Origin of the sequence: Erythrobacter sp. LQ02-29, assembly GCF_022576075.2 — a bacterium.
Lineage (GTDB): Bacteria > Pseudomonadota > Alphaproteobacteria > Sphingomonadales > Sphingomonadaceae > Alteriqipengyuania.
On sequence record NZ_JANCNT010000001.1, the window covers coordinates 1651344 to 1668677 of the forward strand.

Here is a 17334-nt window from a genome sequence, read left to right on the forward strand (position 1 = left end):
ATCATGGCGAGGGGGCACGAGAACGCAAGGTCAGTCTTGGCCGGACTGGCTCGTTTCCACCAGCCCGAAGGCCAGGATTGCGGCAATGGCACCGCCGATGCCGTAACCGACGAAGCTGAGGATATCGGGCCAGATCATGCGATAGATCACGCCCTGCCAGCCGAACAGGGGCATGATGGCGATGGCCAGCGCGCTGCCGACGAAGGGTTTCAGGATGCCACGTCGCCGCCCGCGCAGAATCTGCACATGGCATCCGAAATTCACCGCGACGATGGGGAAGGCGAGGGCGTAGAGCCACACCGGCTCCGGCGGGATGCCGAAAACATGGCCCTTCAGGAAAGCGAAGGCGGCATCGAATTCCTGCCACCGCTCGACTCGCCAGCGATGAATGTCGAACGCGCTGATCAGCAGGAAGGTGGCGATGCCGCTGCATGCCAGGCGGCGCAGCCAACGCTCCGCATCGGGAGCGGCGGGATCAGGCTTCCTCGACATGCTCCGCAAGGACGGTGAGGCCCTTGTCGCCGACTTCGGCGAAGCCGCCGCGCACTTCGATGCTTTCCGGCGTGCCGCCCTGCGTCTTGTACACCTGCACCGCGCCGTCGCGGATGGTCGACATGAAGGGCGCATGGCCTTCCAGCACGCCGAATTCACCCTCCGCGCCGGGGACGACCACCATGTGGACGTCTTCGGAGCGGACCAGCTTGGCCGGGGTCACGAGTTCGAAATGCAGTGCCATGTTCTCTTTCCTGTCCCCTCCCGCAGGCGGGAGGGGAGTGGTTCTTACGCTTCGTCGGCCAGCTTCTTGGCCTTTGCGACCGCCTGGTCGATGCCGCCGACCATGTAGAACGCGGCCTCGGGCAAGTGATCGTATTCGCCCTCGACCACCGCCTTGAACGACTTGATCGTGTCCTCGATCTGCACGAACTCGCCCGGGATGTTGGTGAACACCTCGGCCACGTGGAACGGCTGGCTGAGGAAGCGCTGGATCTTACGCGCGCGGGCGACGGTCAGCTTATCCTCTTCCGACAGTTCGTCCATGCCGAGAATGGCGATGATGTCCTGCAGGCTCTTGTACTTCTGCAGCGTTTCCTGAACGCGGCGGGCGGTGTTGTAGTGCTCTTCGCCCACGACGCGCGGCTCGAGCACGCGGCTGGTGGAGTCGAGCGGATCGACCGCCGGGTAGATGCCCAGCTCCGAAATCGCGCGGCTGAGCGTGGTGGTCGCATCCAGGTGGGCGAAGGAGGTCGCCGGTGCCGGATCGGTAAGGTCGTCCGCGGGCACGTAGATCGCCTGCACCGAGGTGATCGACCCCTTGTTGGTGGAGGTAATGCGTTCCTGCAGATTGCCCATGTCGGTGGCGAGCGTCGGCTGATAGCCCACCGCCGACGGGATCCGGCCGAGCAGCGCCGACACTTCCGAACCCGCCTGGGTGAAGCGGAAGATGTTGTCGACGAAGAACAGCACGTCCTGGCCTTCCTCGTCGCGGAAATATTCCGCCATGGTCAGGCCCGACAGGGCAACGCGGGCACGCGCGCCCGGCGGCTCGTTCATCTGGCCGAACACCAGTGCCACCTTCGAACCCTCGGAGATCGCTTCGCCGGCCTCGTTCTTCGCGATGACGCCCGCGTCGAGGAACTCGTGATAGAGGTCGTTGCCTTCGCGGGTGCGCTCACCCACGCCGGCGAACACGGACACGCCGCCGTGACCCTTCGCGATGTTGTTGATCAGTTCCTGGATCAGCACGGTCTTGCCCACGCCCGCACCGCCGAACAGGCCGATCTTGCCGCCGCGCGCATAGGGCGCGAGCAGGTCGATCACCTTGATGCCGGTGACGAGGATCGCGGCCTCGGTCGACTGGTCGATGAATTCGGGGGCCTCGGCATGGATCGGGGCGGTCTTCTCCGCGCCGATCGGGCCGCGCTCGTCGATTGCCTGGCCGATCACGTTCATGATGCGGCCCAGCGTCTTGGGGCCGACCGGAACGGAAATCTGCGCGCCGGTGTTCACGACTTCCTGCCCGCGGGTCAGGCCGTCGGTGCCGTCCATCGCGATGGTGCGAACGGTGTTCTCGCCCAGGTGCTGCGCGACCTCGAGAACCAGCGTGGTGTCGCCGTTCTTGGTTTCGAGCGCGGTCAGGATCGGCGGCAGTTCGCCTTCGAACTGCACGTCGACGACGGCGCCGATGACCTGGCTGATGGTGCCGTTACCCGACAGGTTCGGCTTGGTGGTGGAAAGATCGGGTGCGGTGGCCATGATAGGTGTCCTGTTCTCGCAGCTGTTTCGCGCCTTACTGGGCGCAGACTTTCTCGGGATCGGCGATGACCCAGGCATCGTCCTGCTGGGTCAGCGTGGCTTCGTTGCGCAGATATTCGTCGTCGCCCAAACCGTAATCGCAGATGAAATCGATCGAGCCCATGCCGGCCGATTTGCAGACCGCCTTGTTGACCGGCTTTGCTTCCGGGCATGCCTTGCCGAAGGCATCGGCGAAGTCGTCGCGCTTGGGCGGGGACAGGCTTTCGCGCACCGGCGTGGTGGCGGTCTGGGTCGGGGCCGGGGCGGGTGCCTCCTGCTGGCCGCACGCGGCGAGCGATGCCGACAGCGTGGTGAGGGCGAGGAGGGGGAGGAGAGTCTTCACTTTGGTTCGGGTCCTTGGTGGCGGATCAGAGCGCTTCCGCGCCCGCGATGATCTCGATCAGTTCGGTGGTGATCGCGGCCTGGCGGCTGCGGTTGTACTGGATGGTCAGCTTCTGGATCAGGTCGCCCGCATTGCGCGTGGCATTGTCCATAGCGGTCATCGAAGCACCCTGTTCCGAGGCTTCGCGTTCCAGCAGCGCGCCGAACAGCTGCGTCTTGACGTAGCGCGGCAGCAGCTCCTCGAGAATTTCCTCCTCGCCGGGCTCGTATTCGACCACCGCGCCGGAGGCCGCACCGGCAGCCGTCCCGGTCTCATCGGCCGGAACTGGGATCAGCTGGTCGACCGTGGGATCCTGCGCCAGCGCGGATTTGAAGATCGGATAGATCAGATGCGCGACGTCGAATTTGCCCGCCTCGAACATCTCGATCAGCTCGGTGGCGATTTCCTCGGCCTGTTCGAAGCCGGGGGTGCGCACCTCGCTGGTGTCGAACCACTTCTCGATCCGTTCCGCATAATCGCGCTTGATCGGGGCGCGGCCCTTCTTGCCGACGAGGTAGAATTCGACCTGCTTGCCTTCGGCGATCAGCGCGCGTGCCTTCGCCTTCGCCGCCTTCACGATATTGGCATTGAGACCGCCGCACAGGCCCTTGTCGGTATTGACCACGACCAGCAGGTTGCGCTGGGTCGAGCCGGTCCCGGCGAGCAGCCTGGGCGCGCCTTCGCCGCTCACCTTGCCCGCGAGCGAGGTCATCACCGCGGAAAGGCGCTCGGCATAGGGGCGCGCGGCCTCGGCCGCCGCCTGCGCCTTGCGCAGTTTCGCGGCCGCGACCATCTGCTTGGCCTTGGTGATCTTCTGGGTCGACTTGACCGAGTTGATCCGGCCCTTGAGTTCCTTGAGGCTTGCCATATCCTGTCAGCCTTCCAGCGGCTTCACTTCGACGAGGTCGGGTGCAGATTGCAGCCAGTTCTCGTACTTTGCGAAGACGTCCTTGGTGTAATCCTGAGCGTGGTGGAAATCGAACGCCGATCGATCCGCCCACTCTTCGAAAATCATGATCGCGCTCGATCCGTCCGCCGCGCGACGCGGTTCGAATGCGATGCAACCGTCTTCGGCACGGGTCGCGGGCACGATGGAAGCCACCGCATCGCATGCGGCCTCCATATGCTCGGGCTTGACCGGGATCGTGGCGAAGACGGTGTAGCTCATCGCTCGATCAGGCGAACTGCTTGGCGAACGCGTCGAGCGCCGCTTTGGTTTTGTCCGCCGTCTCGCCCTCGAACTTTTTGCTCTCGCGAATTTCGTTGAGGATGTCGGCATGTTCGGAGCGCATGAAGCTCAGCATCTGCGCTTCGTACTCGGTCACGCGGTTGGTCGCGACATTGTCGAGATAGCCGTTGGTGCCGGCGAAGATCGAAACGGTCTGCTCCTCGAACGGCATGGGCGAAAACTGCGGCTGCTTGAGCAGCTCGGTCAGTCGCGCACCGCGGTTGAGCAGGCGCTGCGTCGCCGGATCGAGGTCCGAGCCGAACTGCGCGAAGGCCGCCATCTCGCGGTACTGCGCCAGCTCCAGCTTGATCGAGCCCGAGACCTTCTTCATCGCCTTGGTCTGCGCGGCACCGCCGACGCGGCTGACCGACAGGCCGACGTTGATGGCCGGACGCACGCCCTGGTAGAACAGGTCGGTTTCGAGGAATATCTGGCCGTCGGTGATCGAGATCACGTTGGTCGGGATGTAGGCCGACACGTCGCCCGCCTGCGTCTCGATGATCGGCAGCGCGGTTAGCGAGCCGCCGCCTTCGCTGTCGTTCATCTTCGCCGCGCGCTCCAGCAGGCGGCTGTGGAGATAGAACACGTCGCCCGGATAGGCTTCGCGGCCCGGCGGGCGGCGCAGCAGAAGCGACATCTGGCGATAGGCCACGGCCTGCTTCGAAAGATCGTCGTACACGATCACGGCGTGCATGCCGTTGTCGCGGAAGAATTCGCCCATCGCGCAGCCGGTATAGGGCGCGAGGTACTGCAGAGGGGCCGGCTCGGACGCGGTGGCGGCGACGACGATGGAGTAATCCATCGCGCCGTTTTCTTCGAGCTGGCGCACGATCTGCGCGACGGTGGAGCGCTTCTGCCCGACCGCGACGTAGATGCAGTAGAGCTTGTCCTTCTCGTTATCGCCCGCGTGCGCATCCTTCTGGTTGATGAAGGTATCGATCGCGACGGCGGACTTGCCGGTTTGGCGGTCGCCGATGATCAGCTCGCGCTGGCCGCGGCCGACCGGGACCAGCGCGTCGATCGCCTTCAGGCCCGACTGCACCGGCTCGTCCACCGACTGGCGCGGGATGATGCCCGGCGCCTTCACCTCGACGCGGCGGCGCTCGGTCGATTCGATCGGGCCCTTGCCGTCGATCGGGTTGCCCAGCGCATCGACCACGCGGCCCAGCAGGCCCTTGCCGACGGGAACGTCGACGATGGTCTCGGTCCGCTTGACGCTGTCGCCTTCCTTGATGTTGGCGTCCGAGCCGAAGATCACGACGCCGACATTGTCGGCTTCCAGGTTCAGCGCCATGCCCTGAACGCCGTTGGAGAATTCCACCATCTCGCCGGCCTGCACCTTGTCGAGGCCGTGGATGCGGGCGATGCCGTCACCCACCGAGAGGACGGAGCCGACTTCGCTGACTTCGGCCTCGGTGCCGAAGCTGGCGATCTGGTCCTTGATGACCTTGCTGATTTCTGCGGCGCGGATATCCATTTGCTAGCCTTTCTGGGCCTATCAGGCGGTTTTCATCGCGTGGGCGAGGGAGTTGAGACGGGTGCGGATCGAGCCGTCGATGCGCTTCGATCCGATGGTGACGACGAGGCCGCCGAGCAGGTCGGGATCGACCTCCGTGTGCAGCTTCACGGTGCGGCCCTCGCGCGCGGTCAGTTTCTGCCGCAGCGTTTCGAGCTGGCTGTCGGTCAGGGCGTGCGCGCTCTTCACCTCGGCGGTCACCTCGCCGCGTTGGGCGGCGGCGATCTGGCGAAAGGCGCGGATCATCTCGGGCAGGGCGGACAGGCGGCGGTTTTCCGCCAGCACGCCCAGGAAGTTCTGCGTCAGTTCGGTCAGGCCAAGCAGCGCCGCGACCCCCCACACCGCCTTGCCCGCGGCCTTGCGCGAGATTTCGGGGTTGGTGGTCAGCGTCCTGAACTCGGCCGATTCGCCGAGGGCCGCCCGCAGCTTGTCGAGATCGCTCTCGACCGCCGTGACGGTGCCTGCCTCTGATGCCAACTCGAACAGGGCCGCTGCATAGCGGCCTGCCAGGCTAGCCTGAATACCGGCGGAAATCTCCACGCGTCTCTCGTCCTCTAGGGTCCGGAATTACGATGCTGCGCCTGTGCCGGAAACGGGCAGCCATAAGGCACCCCGGCAAGGCTGGCGCGCGCCTAGCATCGGGTGCCCGGCAGCGCAAGTCGGGGCGCGGTTCGCGCGGTCGTATCCACCGCTCACTTATCCTCCCCGCCGGGCGCGCAGCGATAGACCAGCCGCTCGTTGGGCTGGGCCGGGAGGCCGGACAGCACCGCGCCCTGGAGGTCGCCCAGCTTCGCCGCCGCGTTCTCCGCACCGCATTTCGGCGCGGAATACTGGCCGCGCAGCGCCCGCGCCTTTTGCATCGCATCGCGCGCGAGGAGGTAGCGATCGCTGACATAGGTGCGCGATTCGGGGTCGAAACGATTGACCGAAACCGCCTCTTCCTGATTGGGGACGAACACCCGCGACCATTCGCCCGCGCGCAAGCCGTATTGCGTGCGTTCGTTGACGCAGCCGCTCGCCTGCCAGTCGAACGCGACCGATTCGGCCGGTGCCCCGGTAATACGGCTGCGCTCCGGAACCAGCGTACACAGCAGCGCCTGGTGCCCACTGCCAGCGTCAGCGCCCGCCTTGCCGGAAGTGGAAGGCGATCCGGTGGTCAGCGCCCCGGCCACCCGCCGGTCGAAATCGTCCATCCCGGGCCGCGTGGCATAGAGCGCCATCGCGCCGATCGCCGCCAGTGCCGCCGCGACTAGTAGTACCCGGGCGACACCGTCCGCGGGTGGAGGCGCAGCGAAGACTCCCGCAGTATCGTCGTCTTCTTTGTCTTCCTCCCCAGGATATTCGGGTTCGTCCGGATCGTCGCGATCCCGCCGTTCGGCAAGGCGCGCATCGCCGGATCGCGGATGGCGCAGCCGGTCGTAGGCGACCAGTCCCATGGCGAGGCTCGCCATCAACAGCACCATCGCCAGGGCGAGCCGGTCCTCGCGATCGCCCTGCAACCCGACCAGCGCCTCCATCTGCGCCCGCGCGCGGCGATCGCGCTCCACCTGCGTCTGCGCGGCCAGCTGTTCACGATTGAGCTCCGCCTCGCGCGCCCGGCGCTGCGATTCGGCATCGGCCAGTTCGGCCATGCTGCGGCATTCGGACGAATTGACGCGCGGCTCCACGCCGTTCGCGCGCAGGAAGGGGAGCAGCTCCCGGTCCGACACCGCGAAATAGAACTCCGCATCCGCCCCTTCGGAATCGGAGCCGAAGCTGTTCACGCCCAGCACCCGCCCGCAATTGTCGAGCAGCGGCCCGCCCGAATTGCCGCGCGCGATGGGCGCGGTGTGCAGGATGGTGTCGAACTGGCGGCTGGGGCGCTCGCCCGAGATATAGCCGTGGCTCTTCACCGGGGGTTGCGAGCGGAAGATATCGCGCATGGTCAGTCCCTGCGCCCGATCGACATTCATCGGATAGCCGACCGAGGTCACCTCGCCGCTGCCGCGCGGGGGCGTGCCGCTGAGTGTCAGCGGCGGCAAGCGCAGCGGGCCGACGATCTTTAGGAGGGCGAGGTCGGCGCGCGTATCGCGGGCGACTACCTGGGCATAGCTGGCATCCTCGCCATCGCTCGGCACGATGCCAATCCGCAATCCGCTGTCGCCGATCGCCTCGCGCACGACATGCGCATTGGTCACGATCATGTCGGAGGAGACGGCGAAGCCGGTTCCGTGGATCACCGGCAGCATCTCGTCGCCGCTCTGTTCGACCAGCACCACGCGCACCACGCCGCGGGCCGCCGCGTCGATATCGGCCGGCTCGGCCTGTGCCGCCACGGGTATGGCGAGCAGGAGACAGGCGAGGAAGGCGAGAAGCGCGCGCATGATTGCGGCGCTTTTGGCAATAGCGGGCTTTGATCGCAAGCCGCGGGATGCAGTGTCCTGCGCCCCGCGCTACACACTGTGCATGAACGACGGCCCGATCACCGATGACAGCGCATGGGATGCGGTCCTGCGGCGCGACCGCGCGTTCGATGGGCGTTTCGTCACCGGGGTCCTGTCCACGGGCATCTATTGCCGCCCGTCCTGCGCGGCGCGGCATCCGGCGCGCGCCAATGTCCGCTTCTTCGCAAGCGGAGAGGAAGCGCGCGCGGCGGGGCTGCGCGCCTGCAAGCGCTGCCGACCCGACGATGTCGCGCGCGACGAGGCCGCGGTGCACGCGGCAATCGACGCGATACGGAGCGGGAAGGACCCAAGCCTTGCCGCACTGGGCGCGCTGACCGGTTATTCGCCGACGCATTTCCAGCGCGTGTTCAAGCGCGCGATCGGCCTTTCCCCCGCAGCCTACCAGCGCGCCTTGCGGCAGGAACGGGCGGGAGACGCGCTGGCGGCAAGCGCCAGCGTGACCGATGCGGTCTACGCGGCGGGCTATTCCGGCCCCTCGCGGTTCTACGAGGAAACGAAAGGCAGGCTGGGCATGGCACCGAGCGCATGGGCTAAGGGAGGCGAAGGCGTGACGATCCACTGGGCGGTGGTGCCAACCAGCATGGGCGACATGCTGGTCGCGGCGACCGACAAGGGTGTGTGCCGCCTCTCCTTCAATGAGGATGAGGGCGAACTGCGCCGTCGCTTCCCCAGGGCCGAGCTGGTGGAGGGCGGTGCGGATTTCGCCAAGCTGCTTGAACAGGTGGTGGCCGCAGTCGAGACGCCCGGCGATTGCGCCCACATCCCGCTCGACGTGAAGGGCACCGCCTTTCAGGAGGCGTGCTGGCGGGCCTTGCGCGAAATCCCGGCGGGCGAGACGCGCACCTATGCCCAGATCGCGGCGGCGGCGGGCAATCCGCAGGCGGTGCGCGCCGCGGGCAGCGCCAATGCACGCAACAATGTCGCGGTGCTGATCCCCTGCCACCGCGTGATCCGCACCGGCGGCGAGCTGGGCGGTTATGCCTACGGCCCCGACATCAAGCGCGAACTGCTGCGCAGAGAAGCGGACGGCTGACTTGCCGATCCCTGCGCGCCCGTCCACAGACCGGAGCGCGCACCGAAGCTATGCGGGGAAGGGATCGGGCATGACGGATCGAATAGAGCAAGACTGGGGACCGGCCGCGTCGGTGGAGCCGCGCAAATCGCTTGGGGTTCGGATCTTCGAATTTCCGCTGATGGCAATGCTGGTCGCCATCGTCGTCGTGGTCATCGTGACGGGTATCGCGGCGGCGGCCATGCTCCAGTTCGGGGAGGTCGACAGCGAATTGGTTGCCAACGCCGTGCCGGTCGTCATCGAAACCATCCTGCTGTTCGCCGCTTACAAGCTGATCGTTGCCCGGTTGGGGGAGCGGCCGCGAGACGACCTGCCGCTGGACCGCAGGGCGAACGATCTGTGGCGCGGGGCGCTGTGGGCCGGGGCGCTGATGAGCGCGATCGTCGGCGTCGCCGCGCTGCTGGGCGGCTATCGCCTGCTCGGCTGGGGCACGGGCGACAGCTGGGAGATGATCTTCTTCTTCGCCGGGGTCCATGCCGCCTTTTTCGAGGAGATCCTGTTTCGCGGGATCATCTTCCGCTTTCTGGAGGAATTCGGCGGGAGCTGGTTCGCCCTGGCCATCAGCGCCGCGCTGTTCGGCCTGGTCCATCTCGCGAACGACAATGCATCCATGCTGGCGGCGATCGCCATCGCGGTGGAGGCGGGGGTGCTGCTGGGCGGCGCCTATATGCTCACCCGCAATTTGTGGCTCGCCATGGGCATTCATTTCGGCTGGAACGTCGTCCAGGGCTATGTCTGGGACGTGCCCGTCTCGGGCAAGGCGGTGGAGGGCCTGATCGAAGCGCAGCCGGTCGGGTCGCCCCTGATCTCCGGCGGCATGTTCGGGCTGGAGGCGTCGGTGGTCGCGCTGGTCCTCGCCACCGCGGCGGGGGTCTGGCTGGTCGCGCTCGCCGTACGCCGGGGGCATGTGGTGCGCCCGTGGTGGACGCGTCGGCGGGAGCGCGCGGTCGCCGGCTGAAGCAAGGGCGGGCGGCGTTTCCTACCCGGGGCGGGGGCGCTACTGCTCGCTGTGCTCTTTCAAACGTTTACCGGTTCGATTCCGCCCGACGCGCCGCCGCGTGTCGGAGCGCCGTGGCACTGGAACATGCCCCCAGCGGAAAGTCACACTTTGCCGCTGCTGTGAGGGTGCTAAACCTATGGGGTTACGGAGAAATCCCGGAAAGTCACAGTTTTCAAAATCGATTTTCGCGTTCCACCGGTGCGGCGCTTCAACCGGCTCACTCGCTCCGCGCCCAGCCGCGATCGGCGGGGGTCAGCGTGTCCAGGAACGCCTCCGCGCTCTCCAGATATTCCGCTTGCCGTTCCTCCCCCATCCGGTCCCAGTTCTGATAGACCCGCGCGACGCGATTGTTGTTTTCCAGCCGCTCCCGGTGCCGGTCCATGAAATGCCAGTACAGCGCATTGAACGGGCAGGCCCCTTCGCCGGTCTTCTTCGACACGCTGTAGGTGCATTTCCGGCAGTAATCGGACATCTTGTTGATGTAATTGCCGCTCGCCGCATAGGGCTTGCTCGCCAGCTTTCCGCCATCTGCGTAAAGGATCATGGCCGCGACATTGGGTAGCTCGACCCATTCGTAGGCGTCGGCATAGACGACCAGGTACCAGTCCTGCACCTCGCGCGGATTGACGCCCGCCAGCAGCGCGAAATTGCCCAGCACCATCAGCCGCTGGATATGGTGCGCATGGGCGTTGTCACGGGTCGAGCGCACGCAATCGGCCATGCAGCGCATGTCGGTCTCGCCGGTCCAGTAGAATTCGGGCAGGCCGCGCTGGGCATTGAGCGCGTTGGCCCGCTCCAGATGCGGCATGTGGTACCAGTAGAAGCCGCGGACATATTCCCGCCAGCCGATGATCTGGCGGATGAAACCCTCGACCGAATTGATGGGCGCCTCCCCGTCTGCGTAAGCCTTCGCCGCGCGCTCGCACAGCTCCAGCGGATCGAGCAGGCCGAGATTGAGGCTGGTCGACAGCATCGAGTGGTAGAGATCGTCCTGCCCGTGGACCATCGCGTCCTGATAGGGACCGAACTTGGTCAACCGTACGGCGAAGAACGCGTCGGCGGCCTTCTCCGCCTGGTCACGGGTGACCGGCCATCGGAAGTTCTCGAGCGAACCGAAATGGTCGCCGAACTTGTCCTCGACCAGTTCGATGCAATCGCGTGTGATTTCGTCCGGTTCGAACTTCGGCCGCTCCGGCGGGTCCATGTCGTCGCGCGGGCTTTCGCGGTTGTCGTGGTCGAAGTTCCACGCATCGCCCACAGGTTTTCCACCGTCCATCAACAGGCCCGTCTTCCGTCGCATCTCGCGGTAGAAGTTCTCCATCCGCAACGTGTCGCGATCCTCCGCCCACTCGCGGAAATTCCCGATCGAGCACAGGAAGCGGTCGTCCTCCAGGATCTCGACCGCGCAGTCGAAGCGGCCGGCCCATTCCTCGATCTGCTGCTGCACGCGCCATTCGCCCGCCTCGACCACATGGATCGCGCTGCAATCGTGCCGCTCCATGGCCCGTGCGACCTCGCCGGTGAAGCTTCCCGAATTGTCCGCGTCGGTCAGGCGCACATAGTCGACCGTCCAGCCCGCATCCCTGAGCTCCGCCGCGAAATGGCGCATGGCGGAAAAGATCAGGACGATCTTCTGCTTGTGATGCCTGACATAGGTCGCCTCGTCCCACACCTCCATCATCAGGATGACGGTGTCATCCTTCGTCCGACCGCGAAGACTCGCGAGCGTGCGGGTCAGCTGATCGCCGAGGATGGGGGCGAGGACGGGGCGCGGGTCGGTATCGGCCATGCGGAGCGAACGAGCGAGCGCGTAGGCAGTGCCCCGCCGCTATCGTCAGCCCACGCGTTTGTGACCTGAGGAAGTCGTCAGAGCCTGAGGCGGGCGGACTTTCGATCCGCTCGGGGCGATGCGCCAGACTATATTACCCACGTCGTCTGCGACATACAGTGCGTTGTCCGGTCCGAACGCGACGCCCACCGGTCGACCGTGTGTCTTGCCATCCGGCGTTATGAAGCCGGTTACGAAATCGCGCGCCTTGCCTGCGGGACGGCCGTTGGCGAAGGGCACAAAGCTGACGCGGTAGCCGTTGAAGATCTTGCGATCCCAGCTGCCATGCTCGCCCACGAATGCACCGCCGGCATAGCCGCCGGGCAATCCGGCGGGACCGAACGCCATGCCGAGCGGCGCAACGTGGCTCGACAGGGAATAGTCGGGCACCACCGCCTTCGCCACCAGATCGGGGCGCTGCGGGCGCACGCGCGGGTCCACGTGCTGGCCGTAATAGCTGTAGGGCCAGCCATAGAACGCGCCCTCGCGCACCGAGGTCATGTAGTCGGGGACCAGATTATTGCCCAGTTCGTCGCGCTCGTTGACCACGGTCCATAGCTGGCCGCTCGTCGGGTTGAAGGTGAGGCCGTTGGGATTGCGCAGGCCAGTCGCGTAAGAACGTTTGGCCCCGCTGGGGAGATTAATCTCCCAGATGAGCGCCCGGTTCTGCTCCGCCTCCATGCCGCGTTCCACGATATTGCTGTTCGACCCGGTGCCGGCATAGAGCGTGCTCCCATCGGGACTGAGCACGATCGATTTGGTCCAGTGGTGGTCGTAGGGCGGGCCGGGCAGATCGGTCAGCTTGGTCGGAGGGCCTGCCAGCGCGGTCTGGCCGGGGGTGAAATTCCAGGTAAGAACCGCATCGGTGTCGGCGACGTAAAGCTTCCCCCCACCGTAGGCGAGACCGAAGGGTGAATTCAGGTTTTTCGCCAGCACCGTCCTTTGTTCGGCGACGCCATCGCCGTTCGCATCGCGCAACAGCACCACGTCCATGCCAGGCTTCTTCGAACTGTGCGCCTTGCCTTTGACGATGCCGTAGATCAGGTCCTTCGGTCGCAGCACCGGCTCGGTACCCGGTCCGCCCGCTTCCGCCACCAGCACGTCGCCGTTGGGTAGCGGCAGGACATTGCGCGGCTGCGCCATGTCGTCTCCGAAGCGGGTAACCGTAAAGCCGTTCGGTGCCGTCGGCTTCTGCCCCTTCTCCCAACCCACCGGTGTGGAGATGTTCATCGGCGGAAACAGATATTGCTCTGCCGCGGGGAGCTTAACCGCGCTGGCGTCGCCGACCTGATCGGAGGCGGGGAATTCGACCTGAGAGCACGCGCCGAGCGCTAACAAGGGAAGGGCACCGATTGCGATGAGCGAGCGGATCATGCGACCTCTCCGATATGGCGATAGGCCATGCGATGGCCCAGAAACCCGCCGACGATCATGACCGCGACGGTAATGGCGGATAGCGTCAGCCCGGTTGGCACCACGCCGGTCCAGCCGTCGCGCGCATGGACGAAGTTGTTGAACGCGGCCAGGATCAGCACCACCGCCATCAGCGCGAAGTGAAACCAGCCGCTCGTCGGGCGGGTCCGCCCTGCGGCCAGCAAATCGATCAACCCGAACAGGCCCGCGATCGCGCCGACGATCGCGCCGAACGCGAGAAACCATTGCGAGAAATTGGTCCACTGGACCTGCGCGGTCTGGGCATAGACGATATCGGTCAGCAGCGCGCCGGTGAAGCAGGCGATGGGAAACGGCACCAGCATGGCGTGGAGGGGCACCCCCAGCACGCGCAGTGTGGGGCGAAAGACGGAACGGTTCATGTGATTTCCTTCGGCTCGGCATCGTCGAACGGCGCGCCGGATGTTAGCGTTAACCAACCGTATTGCGTCGCGTTCCCGGAAGACGAGAAGCGGGGGCCGGAGCCTAGACGAAGCTATACGGATCGATGTCCACGCTGACCCGAACCCCGCGCGGCAGATCGAGCGGAGCGAGCCACGCGCGGATCGCGTCCTGTACCCTTGCCGACCTGCGCGCGTTGATGAGAAGCCGGTAGCGATAGCGACCGCGCAGCAGCGCGAGCGGCGCGGGGGCGGGGCCGAGCACGGCGATATCCTCAAGCCGTGGGGCGGTGCCGCCGATGGCGCGGGCCGCATCGCGCGCCTCGGCCTCGTCCTCGCTGGAAACGATGATCGCGGCCCAGCGACCGAAGGGCGGGGCACCGGCATGGCGGCGCGCCTCGGTTTCGGCCTCGTAGAATGCGTCGCGGTCGCCCGCTGCCAGTGCGGCGATCACCGGCGCATCGGGATGGCGGGTCTGGATGAGCACCTCACCCGGTTTGGAGCCGCGACCCGCGCGACCTGCGACCTGCGCCACTTGCTGATAAGTCCGCTCCGCCGCGCGCAGATCGCCGCCCTCGAGGCCGAGATCGGCGTCGACCACCCCGACCAGCGTCAGTTCGGGAAAGTGAAAGCCTTTGGTAACGAGCTGGGTGCCCACGATCACGTCGATCGCACCGCTCTCTGCCATCTCGACGAACTCCGCCGCGCGCTCTGGGCTGCCGAGAGTGTCGCTGGTGACCACCGCGACGCGCGCGTCGGGCATGATCTCAGCGACCTCGTCGGCGATCCGCTCCACCCCGGGGCCGCAGGCGACAAGGCAATCGGGCTCGCCGCATTCCGGACATGTCGCGGGCGGCTCCGTCTCGTGCCCGCAATGGTGGCAGGCGAGGCGCTGGCTGAAACGATGCTCGACCAGCCACGCGCTGCAATTGGGACACTGGAAGCGAAAGCCGCAATTGCGGCACAGCGTCAGGGGGGCGTAGCCGCGGCGATTGAGGAACAGCAGCGACTGTTCGCCGCGTTCGAGCCGGGCGAACAGCTCGTGCGCCAGCCGGGGCGCGAGCCAGCGGCCGCGTTCGGGCTTCTCCTCGGTAAGGTCGATCAGATCGATGGCGGGGAGCTCGGCTCCGCCGAAGCGGCTCGGCAGGTCGAGCTTCCGATAGACGCCGCTTTCGGCCATCTGCAGGCTCTCGAGTGCGGGCGTGGCGCTGGCGAGAACCACTGGGACCTGCTCGAAATGGCCGCGCATCACGGCGACGTCGCGGGCGTTGTAGCGCACCCCGTCATCCTGCTTGAAACTGATCTCGTGCGCCTCGTCGACGACGATCAGGCCGAGGTTCGCATAAGGCAGGAACAGCGCCGAGCGCGCGCCGACCACGACCTGTGCTTCCCCGCTGGCGATCGCCCGCCAGGCCCGGCGGCGTTCGGTCGATTTGAGGCTGGAGTGCCAGACGATCGGCGCGGCTCCGAACCGCTCCTCGAACCGGCGCAGGAAATTCTCGGTCAGCGCGATCTCGGGCAGCAGGACCAGTATCTGCCGTTCGGAGCGCAGCGCAGCGGCGAGGGGCTCGAAATAAGTCTCGGTCTTGCCCGAGCCGGTCACGCCGTCGAGCAGGATCGGGGCGAAGTCGCGCGCCTCGACCGCAGCGACCAGTTCGTCGGCAACTTCCCGCTGCTCCGCCGAAAGCACCGGCTCCGCGAAGTCGGCGCGCGCCTGCGGGTAAGGCCGGTCGATATCGACCTCGACCGGTTCCAGCGCGCCCTGATTGACGAGGCCGCGCAAGACACCCTCGGACACGCCGGCAATGCCCGCCAACTCACGGATCGTCGCCTGCTCGCCCTCCAGCGCGGCGAGTGCCAGGTCGCGCTGCGGCGTCATCCGCTCTGGCAGGCCGCCCGACAGGCGGTATTCGGTCATGGTCGCCGGACCCTTCAGCGCGCCGCCGCTCGCCAGCACCATGCGCGCGACCGCGCTCATCGGGGCGCAGTAATAGTCGGCGGTCCATTCGATCAGGCGGCGAAGGGCGGGGCGCAGCGGCGGGACCGGCAGGAGCTCGGCTAGCGGACGCAGCTTCGCATCGGGAACCGGCGCACCGGGCAGCACGTCTTCGTCCCACACCACGCCGGTAATCCGGCGCGGTCCCAGCGGTGCGAGCACGACGCTGCCCGGTTCGACCGCCATGCCATCGGGCACGCGGTAGTCCAGCGCGCCAAGGGCGGCGTTGAAGACGAGGACGCGAACTCTGTTCATTCGTCCGTCAATATGAGGGTCGCAGGGTGGGTGCGACAAGGAGCGGAGGGAGTATAATGACCGGACTTCTGACCAAGCCCACACGACGCCGGGCGTTCATGGGCGGCGCAATGACGGCCACCGGCGGTCTGCTGCTGGCCGGGTGCGCGACCAGCCCCTTCGGCCGCTATGGCCTGACAGATGCCGTGCGCGAACTGCTGTTTCTGTCGAGCGACCGCGCCTTCGCCCGGCTTACCGCGCCCGGTGGATTCTGGGACCAGCAAGTGGCGACCGTTGGGCTTGACCGCCTGCTTGGCGCGCGGGGTAACGTTCTGGCGAGCATTCTGACCTCCGCCCTGTTCAAGGCACGGCTGCAGGATGCCTTCGCCCAGTTCGCGCTCGACGCCAGCGCACGGGCTGCGCCGGTGGTCACCGACGCGGTGCGCGTGATCGGCATCCGGGGTGCAGTCGATCTCATCACCGGCGGCCCGACCGCCGCGACCAGCTTCCTGCGCACCGATCTCGGCAATGGGCTGATCGAGGCGATGGTGCCCGAACTGGCGCAGGCCATGCGCGTCTCGCGCGAGCCGCTGGTCGATCGGGCGCTGTCGAGCCTCACCGGTGTCGATGTCGCTGGCGTGGCCAACCGCGTGGCGGGCAGCGTCAACGACGCGATCTGGACCGAGATCGGGCGCGAAGAGGCCGCGATCCGTGCCGATCCCGCATCCACGCGCAACCCGGCGATCATCGCCGTGTTCGGCGGCGCGCAGGCGCTCTAGCGGGGTGGCGAGTGCGCGCCGGCTCGGTTAGAGCGGGCGTGACTCGTATCAACCGGAGCCCAGCTACCCATGAAATTCTTCGCCGACACCGCCGAAATCGCCGAAATCCGCGAGCTTGCCGAAACCGGCCTACTCGACGGCGTCACCACCAATCCCAGCCTGATCGCCAAGTCGGGCCGCGACTTCATGGAAGTGACGAAGGAGATTTGCGATCTGGTGGATGGACCCGTCAGCGCGGAGGTGGTCGCGCTCGACCACGCCACCATGATGAAAGAAGCCGAAAAGCTGCGCAAGATCGCGGACAATGTCTGCATCAAGGTGCCGCTGACGATGGACGGGCTCAAAACCTGCAAGGCGCTGACCGAGGACGGCACAATGGTGAACGTCACGCTTTGCTTTTCCGCCAATCAGGCGCTGCTCGCCGCAAAGGCTGGCGCGACCTTCGTCTCGCCGTTCCTTGGCCGTCACGACGACAACGGCGCCAACGGGCTGGAACTGATCCGCGACATCCGCACGATCTACGACAATTACGCCTATGAAACCGAGATCCTCGCCGCCAGCATCCGCCACGCGACGCATGTCTTGGAATGCGCGCTGATCGGCGCCGACGTGATGACCGCGCCGCCCAAGGTGATCCATGGCCTGGTGAAGCACGTGCTGACCGACAAGGGGATCGAGGGCTTCCTGGCCGATTGGGAAAAGACCGGCCAGTCGATCCTGTAAGCCGCACG

The 17334-nt window shown here is 66.3% G+C and carries 17 protein-coding genes; 4 read left to right on the forward strand and 13 right to left on the reverse strand.

What is annotated here, in order from left to right; translation table 11 throughout:
• Window positions 1–30 precede the first annotated feature (30 nt).
• From MKP08_RS08130 to MKP08_RS08170, 9 genes are all read right to left on the reverse strand, one after another.
• Complete coding sequence (locus tag MKP08_RS08130) at window positions 31–492, reverse strand: hypothetical protein (RefSeq protein ID WP_241553397.1); 462 nt, start codon at window positions 490–492, stop codon at window positions 31–33.
• Window positions 476–736, reverse strand: a complete 261-nt coding sequence (locus MKP08_RS08135) for an ATP synthase F1 subunit epsilon (RefSeq protein ID WP_215228628.1) — start codon at window positions 734–736, stop codon at window positions 476–478. Before MKP08_RS08135 ends, MKP08_RS08130 begins: the two co-directional genes overlap by 17 nt.
• A 44-nt stretch (window positions 737–780) precedes the next feature.
• Window positions 781–2253 carry a F0F1 ATP synthase subunit beta gene (gene atpD, locus MKP08_RS08140; protein WP_241553398.1) on the reverse strand — a complete coding sequence of 491 codons (1473 nt, stop codon included), beginning with the start codon at window positions 2251–2253 and terminating at the stop codon, window positions 781–783.
• 34 nt (window positions 2254–2287) lie between these two features.
• Window positions 2288–2635: a hypothetical protein gene (locus MKP08_RS08145; RefSeq protein WP_241553399.1), complete on the reverse strand. Its 348-nt coding sequence runs from the start codon at window positions 2633–2635 to the stop codon at window positions 2288–2290.
• Window positions 2636–2660: 25 nt separating this feature from the next.
• Window positions 2661–3542, reverse strand: a complete 882-nt coding sequence (locus MKP08_RS08150; protein ID WP_241553400.1) for a F0F1 ATP synthase subunit gamma — start codon at window positions 3540–3542, stop codon at window positions 2661–2663.
• 6 nt (window positions 3543–3548) lie between these two features.
• Window positions 3549–3842, reverse strand: coding sequence for a putative quinol monooxygenase (locus MKP08_RS08155; protein WP_241553401.1), 294 nt, complete (start codon window positions 3840–3842; stop codon window positions 3549–3551).
• A 7-nt stretch (window positions 3843–3849) separates the two neighbouring features.
• Entirely contained in the window at window positions 3850–5379 is a 1530-nt protein-coding gene (atpA, locus tag MKP08_RS08160) for a F0F1 ATP synthase subunit alpha (protein ID WP_215228625.1), read from the reverse strand.
• 21 nt (window positions 5380–5400) lie between these two features.
• Window positions 5401–5958: a F0F1 ATP synthase subunit delta gene (locus MKP08_RS08165; protein WP_241553402.1), complete on the reverse strand. Its 558-nt coding sequence runs from the start codon at window positions 5956–5958 to the stop codon at window positions 5401–5403.
• Window positions 5959–6110: 152 nt separating this feature from the next.
• Window positions 6111–7781 (reverse strand): serine protease, encoded by a 1671-nt coding sequence (locus MKP08_RS08170; RefSeq protein ID WP_241553403.1) that lies wholly within the window; start codon window positions 7779–7781, stop codon window positions 6111–6113.
• An 82-nt stretch (window positions 7782–7863) separates the two neighbouring features.
• Here MKP08_RS08170 and MKP08_RS08175 point away from each other — a divergent pair, with 82 nt between their 5' ends.
• Together MKP08_RS08175 and MKP08_RS08180 are read left to right on the forward strand one after the other, a co-directional pair.
• A complete protein-coding gene (locus tag MKP08_RS08175) occupies window positions 7864–8895 on the forward strand; it encodes a bifunctional transcriptional activator/DNA repair enzyme AdaA (RefSeq protein WP_241555574.1) in 1032 nt (343 codons plus the stop codon).
• A 70-nt stretch (window positions 8896–8965) separates the two neighbouring features.
• Window positions 8966–9892, forward strand: coding sequence for a CPBP family intramembrane glutamic endopeptidase (locus MKP08_RS08180; protein WP_241553404.1), 927 nt, complete (start codon window positions 8966–8968; stop codon window positions 9890–9892).
• A gap of 259 nt (window positions 9893–10151) precedes the next feature.
• Here the strand turns inward: MKP08_RS08180 and MKP08_RS08185 are convergent, their stop codons facing one another.
• The 4 genes from MKP08_RS08185 to MKP08_RS08200 all read right to left on the reverse strand — a co-directional run bounded on the left by MKP08_RS08185 (window position 10152) and on the right by MKP08_RS08200 (window position 15845).
• Window positions 10152–11723, reverse strand: a complete 1572-nt coding sequence (locus tag MKP08_RS08185) for a cryptochrome/photolyase family protein (protein WP_241553405.1) — start codon at window positions 11721–11723, stop codon at window positions 10152–10154.
• 45 nt (window positions 11724–11768) lie between these two features.
• Entirely contained in the window at window positions 11769–13136 is a 1368-nt protein-coding gene (locus tag MKP08_RS08190) for a sorbosone dehydrogenase family protein (protein ID WP_241553406.1), read from the reverse strand.
• Window positions 13133–13576: a DUF2231 domain-containing protein gene (locus tag MKP08_RS08195; RefSeq protein WP_241553407.1), complete on the reverse strand. Its 444-nt coding sequence runs from the start codon at window positions 13574–13576 to the stop codon at window positions 13133–13135. Before MKP08_RS08195 ends, MKP08_RS08190 begins: the two co-directional genes overlap by 4 nt.
• Window positions 13577–13679: 103 nt before the next feature.
• A complete protein-coding gene (locus MKP08_RS08200) occupies window positions 13680–15845 on the reverse strand; it encodes a primosomal protein N' (RefSeq protein ID WP_241553408.1) in 2166 nt (721 codons plus the stop codon).
• A gap of 56 nt (window positions 15846–15901) precedes the next feature.
• Here MKP08_RS08200 and MKP08_RS08205 point away from each other — a divergent pair, with 56 nt between their 5' ends.
• Together MKP08_RS08205 and fsa are read left to right on the forward strand one after the other, a co-directional pair.
• On the forward strand, window positions 15902–16603 hold the full coding sequence (locus MKP08_RS08205) for a DUF4197 domain-containing protein (RefSeq protein ID WP_241553409.1): 702 nt from the start codon (window positions 15902–15904) through the stop codon (window positions 16601–16603).
• 69 nt (window positions 16604–16672) lie between these two features.
• Window positions 16673–17326: a fructose-6-phosphate aldolase gene (gene fsa, locus MKP08_RS08210; protein WP_215228614.1), complete on the forward strand. Its 654-nt coding sequence runs from the start codon at window positions 16673–16675 to the stop codon at window positions 17324–17326.
• The last annotated feature ends 8 nt before the right edge of the window (window positions 17327–17334 follow it).

What these genes read in the sequence shown, in the direction of transcription:
- MKP08_RS08200 (WP_241553408.1), bottom strand. Translation starts at nt 15,845, where the DNA reads ATGAACAGAGTTCGCGTCCTCGTCTTCAACGCCGCCCTTGGCGCGCTG.
- MKP08_RS08135 (WP_215228628.1), bottom strand. Translation starts at nt 736, where the DNA reads ATGGCACTGCATTTCGAACTCGTGACCCCGGCCAAGCTGGTCCGCTCC.
- MKP08_RS08155 (WP_241553401.1), bottom strand. Translation starts at nt 3,842, where the DNA reads ATGAGCTACACCGTCTTCGCCACGATCCCGGTCAAGCCCGAGCATATG.
- MKP08_RS08195 (WP_241553407.1), bottom strand. Translation starts at nt 13,576, where the DNA reads ATGAACCGTTCCGTCTTTCGCCCCACACTGCGCGTGCTGGGGGTGCCC.
- MKP08_RS08205 (WP_241553409.1), top strand. Translation starts at nt 15,902, where the DNA reads ATGACCGGACTTCTGACCAAGCCCACACGACGCCGGGCGTTCATGGGC.
- MKP08_RS08185 (WP_241553405.1), bottom strand. Translation starts at nt 11,723, where the DNA reads ATGGCCGATACCGACCCGCGCCCCGTCCTCGCCCCCATCCTCGGCGAT.
- atpD (WP_241553398.1), bottom strand. Translation starts at nt 2,253, where the DNA reads ATGGCCACCGCACCCGATCTTTCCACCACCAAGCCGAACCTGTCGGGT.
- fsa (WP_215228614.1), top strand. Translation starts at nt 16,673, where the DNA reads ATGAAATTCTTCGCCGACACCGCCGAAATCGCCGAAATCCGCGAGCTT.
- MKP08_RS08175 (WP_241555574.1), top strand. Translation starts at nt 7,864, where the DNA reads ATGAACGACGGCCCGATCACCGATGACAGCGCATGGGATGCGGTCCTG.
- MKP08_RS08170 (WP_241553403.1), bottom strand. Translation starts at nt 7,781, where the DNA reads ATGCGCGCGCTTCTCGCCTTCCTCGCCTGTCTCCTGCTCGCCATACCC.
- atpA (WP_215228625.1), bottom strand. Translation starts at nt 5,379, where the DNA reads ATGGATATCCGCGCCGCAGAAATCAGCAAGGTCATCAAGGACCAGATC.
- MKP08_RS08190 (WP_241553406.1), bottom strand. Translation starts at nt 13,136, where the DNA reads ATGATCCGCTCGCTCATCGCAATCGGTGCCCTTCCCTTGTTAGCGCTC.
- MKP08_RS08180 (WP_241553404.1), top strand. Translation starts at nt 8,966, where the DNA reads ATGACGGATCGAATAGAGCAAGACTGGGGACCGGCCGCGTCGGTGGAG.
- MKP08_RS08150 (WP_241553400.1), bottom strand. Translation starts at nt 3,542, where the DNA reads ATGGCAAGCCTCAAGGAACTCAAGGGCCGGATCAACTCGGTCAAGTCG.
- MKP08_RS08130 (WP_241553397.1), bottom strand. Translation starts at nt 492, where the DNA reads ATGTCGAGGAAGCCTGATCCCGCCGCTCCCGATGCGGAGCGTTGGCTG.